The 12,986-nt window shown below is 72.6% G+C and carries 11 protein-coding genes; 2 read left to right on the top strand and 9 right to left on the bottom strand.

Annotated elements, in window-relative coordinates:
* Window positions 1-8: 8 nt before the first annotated feature.
* Complete coding sequence (locus tag ACA089_RS11960) at window positions 9-1,898, bottom strand: GAF domain-containing protein (RefSeq protein WP_372017052.1); 1,890 nt, start codon at window positions 1,896-1,898, stop codon at window positions 9-11.
* A complete protein-coding gene (locus tag ACA089_RS11965) occupies window positions 1,895-2,509 on the bottom strand; it encodes a biliverdin-producing heme oxygenase (protein WP_372017054.1) in 615 nt (204 codons plus the stop codon). The genes ACA089_RS11960 and ACA089_RS11965 overlap by 4 nt, the downstream gene beginning before the upstream one ends.
* Before the next feature lie 169 nt (window positions 2,510-2,678).
* Between ACA089_RS11965 and ACA089_RS11970 the strand changes: the two genes are divergently transcribed.
* Complete coding sequence (locus ACA089_RS11970; protein ID WP_372017056.1) at window positions 2,679-3,113, top strand: PepSY domain-containing protein; 435 nt, start codon at window positions 2,679-2,681, stop codon at window positions 3,111-3,113.
* A 132-nt stretch (window positions 3,114-3,245) separates the two neighbouring features.
* On the opposite strand, the gene ACA089_RS11975 is transcribed toward ACA089_RS11970, so the two are convergent.
* The 6 genes from ACA089_RS11975 to ACA089_RS12000 all read right to left on the bottom strand — a co-directional run bounded on the left by ACA089_RS11975 (window position 3,246) and on the right by ACA089_RS12000 (window position 9,804).
* Window positions 3,246-4,520 carry a TCR/Tet family MFS transporter gene (locus tag ACA089_RS11975; protein WP_372017058.1) on the bottom strand — a complete coding sequence of 425 codons (1,275 nt, stop codon included), beginning with the start codon at window positions 4,518-4,520 and terminating at the stop codon, window positions 3,246-3,248.
* Window positions 4,521-4,618: 98 nt separating this feature from the next.
* Window positions 4,619-6,796, bottom strand: coding sequence for a lytic murein transglycosylase (locus ACA089_RS11980; RefSeq protein ID WP_372017060.1), 2,178 nt, complete (start codon window positions 6,794-6,796; stop codon window positions 4,619-4,621).
* A 74-nt stretch (window positions 6,797-6,870) separates the two neighbouring features.
* Window positions 6,871-8,169 carry a serine hydrolase domain-containing protein gene (locus ACA089_RS11985; RefSeq protein WP_372017062.1) on the bottom strand — a complete coding sequence of 433 codons (1,299 nt, stop codon included), beginning with the start codon at window positions 8,167-8,169 and terminating at the stop codon, window positions 6,871-6,873.
* 84 nt (window positions 8,170-8,253) lie between these two features.
* Window positions 8,254-8,646, bottom strand: a complete 393-nt coding sequence (locus tag ACA089_RS11990; RefSeq protein WP_372017063.1) for a YchJ family protein — start codon at window positions 8,644-8,646, stop codon at window positions 8,254-8,256.
* A 7-nt stretch (window positions 8,647-8,653) separates the two neighbouring features.
* Complete coding sequence (gene folE / locus ACA089_RS11995) at window positions 8,654-9,250, bottom strand: GTP cyclohydrolase I FolE (protein WP_372017065.1); 597 nt, start codon at window positions 9,248-9,250, stop codon at window positions 8,654-8,656.
* 92 nt (window positions 9,251-9,342) lie between these two features.
* Entirely contained in the window at window positions 9,343-9,804 is a 462-nt protein-coding gene (locus ACA089_RS12000; protein WP_372017067.1) for a DUF2501 domain-containing protein, read from the bottom strand.
* A gap of 165 nt (window positions 9,805-9,969) precedes the next feature.
* Here ACA089_RS12000 and ACA089_RS12005 point away from each other — a divergent pair, with 165 nt between their 5' ends.
* Complete coding sequence (locus tag ACA089_RS12005) at window positions 9,970-11,862, top strand: DUF885 domain-containing protein (protein ID WP_372017069.1); 1,893 nt, start codon at window positions 9,970-9,972, stop codon at window positions 11,860-11,862.
* Between the two features lie 104 nt (window positions 11,863-11,966).
* Here the strand turns inward: ACA089_RS12005 and ACA089_RS12010 are convergent, their stop codons facing one another.
* Window positions 11,967-12,902, bottom strand: coding sequence for a sterol desaturase family protein (locus ACA089_RS12010; protein WP_372017071.1), 936 nt, complete (start codon window positions 12,900-12,902; stop codon window positions 11,967-11,969).
* Window positions 12,903-12,986 lie beyond the last annotated feature (84 nt).

Below are 12,986 nucleotides of genomic sequence, written 5' to 3' on the forward strand. Positions count from 1 at the left end.
CCGGGCGGCTACGGGCCCGGCTCGCGCAGCTGCAGCAACCAGTGGTCGTCGCCGCCGGCCTCCAGCGGCTCGAATTCGAACAGCCACTCGCGCTGGATGCCGTCTTCGTCGCGCAAGGCCAGCACCTCGCTCAAGCCGCGGCGTTCCGACAGGCGCCGCTCCAGTTCGGCGGCGGTGATGGCGCCGGCCAGCAGCGGGTCCAGGTCCGCGAGTTCGAGGCCGATGACCGCGCTCATGCCCACGCCGCTGGCGCGGGCGAACGCGGGATTGGCGAAGGCGAGGCGGCTGACCGGCGGGGTGCCGCTGCGCTCGATGATCGCCACCCCGTGGCGCATGCGCGTCAGCGTGGCTTCCATCAGCGCCAGGTCCTGGCGGTCGCGCTTGCGTTCCATCAGCTCGATCAGCACGCGCAGGCTGCGCGCCGACTCCAGGTGCAGCGGCGACCACGCCCGCGAACGGCCGCGCACCGTGTCCTGCCAGAGCTCGAAGCTCCTGCGCGGCGACAGCCGCGCGCCGGCGATGTCCTCCAGCTTGGACAGGGACGGGTTGCCGGCCCAGTTCACCGTGCGCACCTGCTCGCGCCGGGTCCACAACAACGCGCTGCGCGAGCGCGGCGCGAGCGGCACGAACACCACGCCGGCCGCCTCCGGAGCCAGGTCCGCCAGCGCCGGGAAGTCATCGCCGATCGCGTCCAGGTGCAACACGCCGCTGGCGCTGGCGGTCTCCGGCGCGTGTCCGCTCTGTTCCAGCGCCGCACGGATCCGCCGCAGGTCGCCATCGCCGGGCAGGATGCCATGGCGGCTGACCCGGTCGCCGTGGAACACCGCCACGCCATCGGCATCCACGACCTCGATGAGGTCGGGCGCCAGGTCGGCGAGGATCTCCGGCGTGAAGGCTTCCGCTTCGGAGAACGCGGTGATGAGCTTCTCCCGGACCGTCGCCAGCGCTTCCTCGCCGGCCAGGCGTTCGATCGCCTCCAGGCTGCCGATCCGGGCCGCCAGCGCCCGGCCCACGCCCTCGCAGGCGTCGCGCAGCGCGTGGGCGATGAAGCGCGGCTGGTAGTGGTGGCAGGCGACCAGGCCCCACAGCCGGTCGTTGACCACCAGCGATGCGACCAGCGTCGCGGCCACGCCCATGTTGGCCAGGTACTCGCAGTGCACGGGCGACACGCTGCGCAGGGCCACGTCGCTGAGGTCCAGCGGTTCGCCGTCGCGGGGGTCGTGGACCGGTTCGACCGGCACGGGCGTGTAGCCGACGTCGACGATCTGGCGGATGCGCATGCGCAGGTACAGCGCGCGCGCCTGCACGGGTATGTCGCTGGCCGGGTAGTGCAGGCCCAGGTAGCTCTCCAGGCCGGTGCGCCGCACCTCGGCGATCACGTCGCCATGCCACTGCTCGTCGAAGCGGTAGACCATCACCCGGTCGTAGCCGGTGAGGGCGCGGATTTCGGCCGCGGCGAGCCGTGCGGCGTGGGCGATGCTGTCGGCGCGGTCGATATGCCGCTGCGCATGCAGCGCATCGGCCAGCGCCGGCGCGGCGGCACCGCGTGCCGGCTCCAGTTCCAGCAGCCAGCGGCGCGGATACAGGTGCCACGCGGCGTTCCACCCGATGTCGCCGGTGCGGACGATCCGGCATGGCGCCGACGGCACGTGCACGTGCCCGCTGCCGACGGCGCGCAGCAGCGGGGCCTGGCCGGCATCCGGCTCGACCAGCGACTGGAACGTTTCCCCCACCACGCTGCCCACGCCATCGCCGAGCACGCCGGCGGCGTTGGCGCTGGCCTGGAGCACGCGGCCGTCGGCCGGGTCGATCGCCAGCAGCACGCCATGCGGCTGGATCGAGCCGGGGATGTGGATCGGCTCGCGGGCGCAGGCGTCGAGGTCGGGCAGCGTGGTCATGCGTTCGATCGGTATCCGGGAGCGGCAAGGTGGTGGTGGAAGTGGCCGAACATGGCCCGCGCGCCGTCGACGGCGCGGTCGCGCGCCTCGCCCGTGGCCAGTTCCCGCTCGAGCAGCGCCTGGAAGCCGGGCCAGGCCTCGGCCGGCTCCGCCGGTTCGAAATGGGCCAGCGCCAGGCCCAGTTCGGGGCAGCGCCGGCGCAGGTGGCGGGCGATCAGCCGGCCACCCAGGGCGGCACCTTCGACCACGTACAGCATTCCCCATGCCGCGGCGGCATCACCGGCGACCGGCGCCGCGCCGCCCTCGACCGGGGAGCGCTCTCCGGTGCCCGCCTGCAACCGGGCGAGGTCGGCACGCAGGCCCGGCGCGCGCGGACGGTAGGTCCACGGCTGCGTGTCCAGCCAGTCGGCGTGGGCCTGCTCCCAGGAGGCGTGGATGCGCAGCTGGCGCCGGAGCACCTCGACATACAGCGACCGGTCCACGGCCTCGCCCATCAATGCCAGCATCAGCGGCAGCGCTTCGACCGCCGCGTGCGCGTCGCGGGTGGCCGCGCGCAGGTGCGCGGCGGCGCCCGGTCCGGGAGGGGCACGGCGGTGGATCGCGGCGGGCATGCGGCTGGCGGTTCCGTCCATCGCGCGGCAGCGTAGCAGCGGCTCCGATGCGCGCCTACCTGTCCGTTCACGCCGCTGAACGTTCGCCTGCGCACCGCCACGGCGTTCACCGCGCGCTGAAGCCGGCCCGTGCACGGTGGGCGCCCCGGACCCCAGACAGGAGCCCTCGATGAACATGATCCGTGCCCTCCCGTTCGCCCTGCTCGCCGCGATCGCCGCGGCGCCCTCGTTCGCCGCCGACCGCAAGGCCGAGGCCCTGACCGAGCCCCAGGTGCGCGAGCTGCTGACCAAGCAGGGGTACACCCGCATCGACGACCTCGAGTTCGAAGACGGCATGTGGGAAACCGACGCGACCAGCGCCGATGGCAACCGCATCGACCTGCGCGTGGATTCCGCCGGCAAGGTCTATGCCGAAGACGTGGTCTCCAACCTGACCGCCGAGGACGTCAAGGCCAAGGTCACCGCGGCCGGCTATTCGAAGGTGCACGACGTCGACTACGACGACGGTGTGTGGAAGGCCGAGGCCGAGCGCGACGACGGCAAGAACGTCGAAGTGCGCGTGGATGCCAAGGACGGCCGCATCCTGGCCGTCGAGAACGACTGAGCACGGCCGCATCCTGGCCGTCTAGAACGGCTGGGCACGGCCGCATCCTGGCGGTCGAGAACGACTGGGCACGGCCGCGTCCTGGCCGTCCAGGACGAGTGGCCGCAGGCGCCCGGACGGGCGGCGGCCCCGTCAGTCGGTACTGGCGGATGCGGCGGGACGGGCTTGCCCGCCCGTCGCATCCGCTTTCGCGTAGCGCCAGCCCACGACCCAGGCGCAGGCCAGCAGCAGCGCCGCCACGAACCACGGCGCGCCGGGCAGGTCCGCAGGCGCATGGGCGCCGACGAAGACCGCGAACACGTTGGCGAACAGCATCGGGCCGACGATACCGGCCAGGCTGGTCAGGCTCATCAGCGCGCCCTGGATGCGGCCTTGCACCTGCGCGCCGACCTGGCGGGTGATCAGCGCCTGCGTCGCCGGCGCGGCGAGCGCCCACAGCGCGCTCACCGGCAGCCCGGCGACGAACAGCCAGCCGCTGCCGGCCAGCCCGTAGATGGTGAAACCGACCACGCCGCAGCCGAGCCCGAGCAGCAGCGTGCGGCGCTCGCCCAGCGCCTTGACCGTGCGCCCGACCAGGCCGGCGTTGACCACGATGCTCATCACGCCCACCAGCGCCAGCACCCAGCTCACCTCGCGCGGGCCCCACTGGTAGCGGTAGTCGGCGAACAGCACGAAGATGCTCGGATAGACGTAGTGCGCCAGGTTCGCAAGGAACACCACCGCGGCCAGCCCGAACACCTGCGGATAACTGCGCAACAGCGCCAGGGCGCCGAACGGGTTGGCGTGCGAGGCGTCGAAGCGCGGCGCGCGCCGCTCCGGCGGCAGCGACTCGGGCAGCACGAACCAGCCGTAGAGGAAGTTCAGCAGCGCCAGTCCCGCGGCGAACCAGAACGGCAGGCGCAGGTCGATCCCGCCCAGCCAGCCGCCGACCAGCGGCCCGATGACGAAGCCCAGGCCGAACGCCGCGCCGATCATGCCGAAGCTCTTCGCGCGCTTCTCCGGCGCGGTGACGTCGGCGATGTAGGCATTGGCGGTGGTGAAGCTGGCGGACGCGATGCCCGAGATGATCCGGCCGACGAGCAGCATCGGCAGCGAGGTCGCCAGGGCCATGAACACGAAGTCCAGGCCTAGGCCCAGGCAGGAGAACAGGATCACCGGACGCCGGCCGTAGCGGTCCGACAGCGCGCCCTGCACCGGCGTCGACACGAACTGCACCGCAGCGAAGACCATGCCGAACACGCCGACCCAGCGCGCGGCGCTGGCCACGTCGCCGCCGGTGAACTCCTCGACCAGGTGCGGCAGCACCGGGATGATCACGCCGAACGACAGCACGTCGATCAGCACGGTGATGAAGATGAAGACCAGCGCCGCGCGCCGCGCGCCGGGAGAATGCTGCGATGGGTCCACGGTGTGATCCTGGAGAGGGCGGGCGCCGCGGTGGCGTGCCACTGCGCGCGTCGCGACCCGGAGGCGCGAAGTCTAGCGGCAGTCGCGGGGGGTGCGTGCTACAGCGGCGACACCGTGATCGTCTGCACCAGCGCGTGGGTCGCGCCGGGCGCCAGTTCGACCACGTCGGGGCCGGCGTTGCCCGTTTCCAGGCACACGAACTGGCGCCAGTGCGGGCCGACGTCGGCCATCTTCGCCGCCCCGGCTTCGCCCGGGTTCCACACGATCGCGGTGCGGCCGTCGCTGGCCTGCACGTCGATGCGGCGGCGCAGGCCGGGGTCGACCAGCCGGTAGCGGCCGCCCGCGTCGGGGAACAGCCGGTCGGCGCGCCCCGGGTCGCGCGGGTCGTGCAGGTCCCAGTCGCCGGCCTGCACGTGGCGGTTGCCGCCGTCGTTCTTGTCGAGGAACGGCCGCCCGGCCAGGCCTTCGATCCGCACCTGCGCCACGTCGGCGACGCGGAAGTAGTTGTGCAGCGCCTCGGTGAAACGCACCACCTCGCGTCCGGTGTTCGTCGTGACCAGTCGCTGCTCCAGGGTGCGGCCGATGCGCAGCTGCATGCGCAGCCCCAGCGCGAGATCCTGCAGCGGCGGCGCCAGTTCCAGCACCACGGTGCCGTCGGCTTCGCGCCCGGCGGCAAGCAGCTGCCATGGCAGGGTGCGGACGAAGCCGTGCGCCGGAACCTCGTTGGTCTGGCCCTGGCGGCCGAAGTACGGCCAGCACACCGGCGTGCCGCCGCGGATCGGCGTCGGCAGGTCGGCCCGCAGCGGCGACAGCCAGAAGACGTCGGCCTGTCCGGCCGGCGCATACGACACCACCTGGCCGCCGAACAGCGACACCGCGGCCTTGGCCAGCGGCGTGTCGACCAGCAACGCATCCAGTCCCTGGAAGGTGCCCAGGCTCAGGCCTTCGACGTGGTCCATCTTCTTCAGCGCCTTGCGGGTAGTGGGTGAGGGCGATTGCAGCAGCGCAGGATATGCGGCGGGCAGGGTGAACGCGGTACTGGGCGGCAGCGGCGCCGGTCCGCTGCCGCCGGCCAGCGCCGCGAGGATCCGCTGGCCGGCGCGACCGTCCACCGGCTGCCACCCCAGCCGTTGCTGCTCGGCGGCGATCGCCCTGCGCGTGGCGCTGCCGACCATGCCGTCGGCGGCGCCGATGTCGTGGCCGCGCGCGAGCAGCAGCGCCTGCAGCTCGCGTCGCTGGGCACGCGATAGGCCGGCATCGTCGGCCGGCCATGGCGTGGCGATGCCGGCGCCGCCGCGCAGGCGGTCGGCCAGGGTCGCGATCGCCAGCGCGTAACTCTCGGCGGCGTTGTAGGCGTAGATCGCGTCGTAGTTGCCGAAGGCGATGAACGCCGGGCCATCCCCGCCGGCGGGCAGCAGCAGCGCCGCCGGCGCCTGCGAGGGCGCGATCGCGCCGCCGTCGATGCGGGTGACGCCGGCGGCGACCCAGTCCGCCAGCGGCCGCTTCGCCCTGCGCCCGGCCTTGCCGGCCTCGAAGCCCGCCGGGATCTTCACCTCGTAGCCCCAGGGCTCGCCGCGGCTCCAGCCGGCGCGGAGCAGGTAGTTCGCGGTGGAGGCCAGGGCGTCGGGCACGCTGCCGACCAGGTCGCGGCGGCCGTCGCCGTCGCCATCCACCGCGATGCGCGCATAGGTCGTGGGGATGAACTGGGTCTGGCCGAAGGCACCCGCCCACGATCCGGTGATGCCCGGATCGGCGAGGTCGCCGGACTGCAGCAGCGAAAGCAGGGCCAGGAACTCGCCGCGGAAGAAGTCCTGGCGCCGGCCCTCGCAGGCCAGCGTGGCCAGCGACACGCGCAGCGGCCGCTTGCCGGTGACGCGGCCGTAGTCGCTCTCCACGCCCCACACCGCCACCACCGTTTCCGGATCGACGCCGTACTCGCCCTGGAGGCGGGCCAGCAGGTCGCGGTGCGTGGCCAGCATCGCCCGGCCATCGGCCACGCGCTGGTCGTCGACCAGCCCGGCCAGGTAGTCCCAGATCGGCGTGGTGAACTCCGGCTGCGCATCGAGCAGCGGCAGCACGGTCGGGTCCGGCTGCAGGTCGGCGGTGTAGCGCTCGAAGGTGGCCGGGTCGATGCCGCGCGCGGCGGCCTGCGGCTGCATCGCGGCCAGGCAGCGCGCGAACGCGGCGTCCTGGGCCAGCGCCGGCGCGGCGGCCGCAAGCATGCACAGCGCCAGCGCGGCGCGGATCTTCGTTTTCGTCGATGCGTGGGGGCCCATGGCCGTCTCCATGGCGTGCCTGCGCATTCTAGGCCTCGGTGTCGCGCCGCGTTTCACGCCGGCGTGCGCCGGCGTCAGGGAGCGGCGACCTCGCCGGCCACGGGCGTTTCCAGCAGCACGCGCGCCAGCGCCGAGGCCGTGTCCTGCACCTGGGCGCGGCCTGCGCGGGAGTTCGCCATCACCGCCACCGCCAGCCCGTGTTCGGGCACCAGCAGCAGGAACGCGGACGCGCCGGTCTGGGTCCCGCCGTGGTGGACCACGCGCAGCGGCCGGCCGGCGACGGACAGGCGCGTCGATTCGCCGACCCGCCAGCCGAGCGCGTAGCCCTGCGGATTGGCACGGCCGTCCGCCAGCGGCTGCGCGGTCCACATCGCCTGCGTGCCCGCGCGCGAGAGCAGCCGGCCGTCCTGCAGCGCGATCCCCAGCCGCGCCAGGTCGGCGGGCGTGGACACCATGCCGCCGCCGGCGATGCGGAAGCTCGAATCGACCGGACGCGCGGCGGTATAGCGACCCGCCTCGCCTTCATAGAACGCGACCCGGTCGGGCATCGCGCCGGGCGTGTCCACGGCGGTGCCGGTCATCCCCGCCGGGACGAACACCTGCTCGGCCAGCAGGTCGGGGAACGGACGCCCGGACGCGCCTTCCAGCAGCCGCGACAGCAGCGAATAGCCGAAGGTGGAATAGAGGAAGCCGCTGCCCGGCGCGAACTGCAGGCGGTCGCCGGCGAACACGGCGAGCCCGTCCTCCACGGTGGCGTAGTGCCGCTGCGAATTGAATTCGTACGCGCCCGGCCACAGCCAGTACGGCCCGGGCGAGTAGTGGCGCACGCCGGCGGTGTGCGAGGCCAGCTGCCGCGCGGTCAGCGGGGCCAGCGCCGGTGGCAGGCCGGCGACCGCCTCGCTGCCGGGCGCGTCCAGGTCGAGCGCGCCCGACTCGACCAGCCGCATCATCGCCACCGCGGTCACCGGCTTGGCGATGCTGCCGGTGCGGTAGCGCGAGGCCACGGTCGCGGCCCGGCGCTGGCCGATGTCGGCCCAGCCGCTCGCACCGGCCCACTCCAGCCCGTCGCTGCGCGCCACCGCCGCCGACAGCGACGGCAGGCCGGCACCGGCGCGGCCGTCGCGCACGATCGCCATCAGCCGCGCCGCCATCGCCGGGTCCATGCCCGGGGCCGCGCGCTGGTGTTCCTGAGCCGGCCCCACCACCGGCAGCGGGGTGCGCGGCCAGCTCCAGCGGGCGTGGTAGGCCAGGGTCGGCGCGGCCAGGACCAGCAGCGCCAGCGCCAGCCAGCCCAGGCCGCGCAGCAGTCGGCGCCACGCCCGGCGCGGCGGGCGTGGGGCGGCGCTCGCGGGAGAGGCGTCGTCGCGCTTCATGCCGGGACTTCCTTGCGGTGGACTGCGGCCACTCTAGGTCGCCGTGCGGCGGGCGTGACCTGCCGGAAGTCAACAGGTGCGCGGTCAGCCGGCGTCGCCGTCGCGGTAGTACCAGCGGCCGTCGATGCGATCGAACCGGCTGCGCTCCACCAGCCGCTGCGCGCGCCCGCCACCGATGCGGAAACGGGCGACGAACGCGACCTCGGCGGTGTCCACGCCGGTGGCGCGGTGCGACTTCACCTCGAGGCCGAGCCAGGCGGTGCGCGCGCCGGGCGCCTCGTCCAGGCCGAGCTCGCCGGCCGCTGGACGCGTATCCGGATGCCAGGTGGCGAGCAGGTAGTCGCCGCGCCCGAGCACGTAGGCGCTGTAGCGCGAGCGCATCAGCGCCTCGGCATCCGGCGCCGGTTCGCCGTCGTGCCAGCGCCCGCAGCACTGCGGGTAGGCGCGACCGCCGCCGCAGGGGCATGCCGCCGCCATGCGCGGCTCAGCGCCGCCCGGATTCGATGAAGCGCAGGAATTCGGCGCGGGTGCGCGCGTCCTCGCGGAAACTGCCGAGCATCTTCGAGGTCACCATGCTCACCCCGCGCTTGTGGATGCCGCGGGTGGTCATGCACTCGTGCACGCCCTCGACCACGATCCCCACGCCCAGCGGGTGCAGCACGTCCTGGATGCACTGGGCGATCTGCGCGGTCATCTTCTCCTGCACCTGGAAGCGGCGCGCGTAGGCCTCCACCACCCGCGCCAGCTTGCTGATGCCCACCACCTTGCCGTCCGGCAGGTAGCCCACGTGGACGCGGCCGATGATCGGCGCCATGTGGTGCTCGCAGTGGCTTTCGTACTCGATGTCGCGCAGCACGATCATCTCGTCGTAGCCGGCGACCTCCTCGAAGGTGCGCTCCAGGTAGGCGCGCGGGTCCTCGCGGTAGCCGCTGAACCAGTCGCCGTAGGCCTCGGCCACGCGCTTGGGCGTGTCGAGCAGGCCTTCGCGCGAGGGATCCTCGCCGGCCCAGCGCAGCAGGGTGCGCACGGCCTCCTCGGCCTGGGCCTGGGTCACGGGGACGGACTTGTCCTGGTCGGTCATGGGTCGGGCACCGATGGCGGGGCGTGCATCGTACCCGAGTCGCCCGCCATGGCCGGCATCGCTCCCGCGCCGCGCGCGGCGGGCAGCAGCGGTCAGACCAGCGACGAGGCGTGCTTCAGCACCTGGTCGCAGGCCTGGTCCTTGAGCTTGTCGGGCACCGAGTCGAAGTTGAACGAGGTGCCGTCGCTGCCCTGCAGGACGCCCTTCAACCCGCTCTGGTAGCCGGCGTCCCTGTCCGCCTTGGCGGGGGTGGTCAGGCCCTTGCCGGCCAGCAGCCTGCTGCTGACCGAAGACACCGCGTCGCCGCCCAGGTATTTGCGCTTCACGCAGTACTGCAGCACGCCGGCGGCATTGCTGGCGGTGTCGGCGCCCATGCCGGGCAGCGAGAGGCCCGGCACGCCGGACATCCCGGGAATGCCCGGCGTGGCGGTCTTGCCGGCCGTGGCGGTGCCGGAACCGGTGGGCAGGACCCTCTGGACGTCCTTGGGGTCGATCGCGGCGGCGGAGGCGGCCAGTGCGAGCAGGAACGCGCCACTGAGGATGCGCAGGAACATGTCGTTCTCCTGGTGGGCCCGGCCGGCGGCCGGCCCGGGCGATCGAGGCTAGGCGGGGCCCGCTTACGCGGGCGTCAAGGCCGCGGCGCCGGGCATGACCTCCCGCATGGTCCACGGGCCGCGCTTGGGCGCAGAATCGGCTGTCCTTCCACCCGAGGTTCCACCGTGCGCCCAGTGTCCGTCCTCACCCCCCTCGCCGTCGCCCTGTCGCTGGCCCTGCTGCTGCCGGGCTGCTCCAAGCCCGCCGGCGACGCCGCCACCCCGGCCGCGACCGAAACCGCCGCCGCGCCGACCGCCGAGCAGGTCAAGGCCGAGTCCGAACGGCTCAATGCCTGGTTCGACACCAAGTACGAGGAGCAGCTGCAGTTCAGCCCGATCCAGCTCTCGTTCCTCGGCCGCAAGGAACTGAACGACCAGATCGACGACATGTCCGAAGCCGGCGTGCGCAAGCAGCTGGCGTGGCTGGAAGCCTCGGTCAAGGAAATGGAATCGACCTTCGACTACGCCCGGCTGAACCCGGAGACGCAGGTGTCCTGGGACCTGTGGAAGCGCCAGTACGAGAACGCGCGCGATGGCATGCCGTTCCTGCTCGACGGCTATCCGTTCGACCAGATGAGCGGCATGCAGAACCTGGTGCCGACCTTCCTGATCAACTTCCACAAGGTCGACGACGAGAAGGACTACCTGGCCTACGTCTCGCGCCTGCAGAAGGTGCCGGTGGCGTTCGACCAGCTGCTCGAGCGCACCCGCGCGTCCTCGGCCCAGAACATCCGTCCGCCGAAGTTCGCCTGGGAGGGCGTGATCGACCAGTCGAAGAAGGTCGTCACCGGCGCGCCGTTCACCGACGGCCCCGACAGCGCGCTGTGGGCCGATGCCCAGGCCAAGGCCGATGCGCTGGCCAAGGACGGCAAGGTCACCGCCGAACGCGCCGCCGAGCTGAAGGAACTGGCGCGCAAGGCGCTGCTGGAGAACGTGGCCCCGGGCTACGCGAAGGTGATCGCGTTCGCCGGGGAAGAGCTGCCCAAGGCCGCCGACAACGCCACCGGCGTGGGTACCACCCATCCGAACGGCAAGGCGTACTACGAGTACCAGCTCAAGCAGAACACCACCACCGCGATGACCGCCGAGGAGATCCACCAGCTCGGCCTGTCCGAGGTGGCGCGCCTGCGCGGCGAGCTCGAGGCGCTGCAGAAGAAGATGGGGGTGGAGGGCGACCTGCAGGCGTTCTTCGAGCACGTGCGCAACGACCCGGCCCGCGTGTATCCCAACACCGACGCCGGCCGCCAGGCCTACATCGACCAGGCCACCGCGGACATCGCCAACATCAAGACCCACCTGCCGCAGTACTTCGGCCTGATGCCGAAGGCCGACCTGGTGGTCAAGCGCGTGGAAGCCTTCCGCGAGCAGCCCGGCGCCGCCCAGCACTACTACCCGAGCACGCCCGATGGCTCGCGTCCGGGCGTGTACTACGCGCACCTGTCGGACATGAACGCGATGCCGAAGACCGAGCTGGAGGTCATCGCGTACCACGAGGGCCTGCCGGGCCACCACATGCAGATCGCGATCGCGCAGGAGCTGACCGGCATCCCGAAGTTCCGCACCCAGTACAACACCACCGCCTACGCCGAAGGCTGGGGCCTGTACGCGGAATGGCTGGCCAAGGAGATCCCGGATACCTACAAGACCGACTACGCCGAGTACGGCCGGCTGATGTCGGAGATGTGGCGCGCGATCCGCCTGGTGGTGGACACCGGCCTGCACGCCAAGGGCTGGACCGAGCAGCAGGCGATCGAGTACTTCACCGCCAACAGCTCGGTGCCGGCGGCGGCGGTCAAGTCCGAGGTCCAGCGCTACCTGGTCAACCCCGGCCAGGCCACCGCCTACAAGATCGGCATGATCAAGATCCAGCAGCTGCGCAAGAAGGCCGAGACCGAACTGGGCGACAAGTTCGACATCCGCGGCTTCCACGACGTGATCCTCGGCGGCGGCGCGATGCCGCTGGACCTGCTGGAGCGCCGCGTGGACACCTGGATCGCCGAGAAGAAGAAGGCGGCCTGATCCGCGCCACCCGCGTCACCCGTCACGCGTCACCCGAAGGGCCCGGTTCGCACCGGGCCCTTCGCTTTTGCCGGCCTGCCGGGGCTCGCCCGGGAGCCGTCCTGCTACGCGCGGCCGTCTCCATCACGGGCGCGCGTGGCGACGGTATCGGCACCGTCCGGTTCGCGGAACGGCAGCAGGTACATCCGCCAGATCGGCGGCTGCGGCCCGCCGATGCCGGTCTGTGCCACCGGGCCTTCGCTGTAGGTGCCGAACAGCCGGTCCCAGACTATCGCCGCGCAGGCGTAATTGCTGTTGCTCTCCTCGAACACCGCCGAGTGGTGGCGGCGGTGCTGGTGGCTGGCGGTGAACAGCAGGCTGAAGCCCGGCGTGGCCAGGTCCAGGTTCGAATGCGCGAGCATCGAATTGACCAGCAGCAGCAGGCCCGCCGCGCCGACCGCCTCGCCCGGCGCGCCGGTCAGCGCGGCCAGCAGCACCAGCGGCAGCACGATCAGCACCAGTTCGAACGGATGGTTGGAGCCGGCGTTGATCGCGTGCGGCCGGTGGAAGCCGTGGTGGAAGCCGTGCCCGGTCAGGCGCCACAGCAGCGCCGAGCCGTGGATCGCGCGGTGCACCCAGTAGTAGATGAAGTCCGAGGCGAAGTAGAGCACCAGCGCCTGCGCCAGCCACGGCCAGGACCGCGGCCACGGCAGCGCACCGGCCCGCGCGCGCAGCGGTTCCAGTGCCGCCGGCAGCAGCGCGTCGTAGCCGGCCAGCAGCGCGGTGGAGACCACCAGGCCGAACAGGTACACGCCCAGCAGGCGCAGCTTGGCGACCGCGCCCAGCCGCCATTCCGGCCATGCCGGCACGATCCGTTCGAGCAGCTCCATCAGAAGCAGCATGGCCGCCAGCGTGGCCAGCAGCGCCAGGTCGCCGCGCCCCAGCGCGAGCCACAGCGCGAGCGCGCCGCCCAGCAGCAGCGGATGCCCGGCCACGCGCAGCAGGTGCATCGCGCCGGCACGCAGGCGGCCGTGAGGAGGGACGGGCGCGTTGCCGTTCATGCGTGGATGGTAGCGCGGCGTGCCGCCACGGAACGGCACGCCTGCCGCGTCCCCAAGCCGCGCCCATGCAGCGTCCGCGGATGC

Source organism: Pseudoxanthomonas fibrivorans, from assembly GCF_041464125.1.
Taxonomy (GTDB): domain Bacteria; phylum Pseudomonadota; class Gammaproteobacteria; order Xanthomonadales; family Xanthomonadaceae; genus Pseudoxanthomonas.

Bases quoted from the DNA above. Each gene is read 5' to 3' on its own strand.
- ACA089_RS12010 (WP_372017071.1), bottom strand. From the start codon at position 12,902: ATGAACGGCAACGCGCCCGTCCCTCCTCACGGCCGCCTGCGTGCCGGC.
- ACA089_RS11990 (WP_372017063.1), bottom strand. From the start codon at position 8,646: ATGGCGGCGGCATGCCCCTGCGGCGGCGGTCGCGCCTACCCGCAGTGC.
- ACA089_RS11980 (WP_372017060.1), bottom strand. From the start codon at position 6,796: ATGGGCCCCCACGCATCGACGAAAACGAAGATCCGCGCCGCGCTGGCG.
- ACA089_RS11970 (WP_372017056.1), top strand. From the start codon at position 2,679: ATGAACATGATCCGTGCCCTCCCGTTCGCCCTGCTCGCCGCGATCGCC.
- ACA089_RS11965 (WP_372017054.1), bottom strand. From the start codon at position 2,509: ATGCCCGCCGCGATCCACCGCCGTGCCCCTCCCGGACCGGGCGCCGCC.
- ACA089_RS11985 (WP_372017062.1), bottom strand. From the start codon at position 8,169: ATGAAGCGCGACGACGCCTCTCCCGCGAGCGCCGCCCCACGCCCGCCG.
- folE (WP_372017065.1), bottom strand. From the start codon at position 9,250: ATGACCGACCAGGACAAGTCCGTCCCCGTGACCCAGGCCCAGGCCGAG.
- ACA089_RS11960 (WP_372017052.1), bottom strand. From the start codon at position 1,898: ATGACCACGCTGCCCGACCTCGACGCCTGCGCCCGCGAGCCGATCCAC.
- ACA089_RS12000 (WP_372017067.1), bottom strand. From the start codon at position 9,804: ATGTTCCTGCGCATCCTCAGTGGCGCGTTCCTGCTCGCACTGGCCGCC.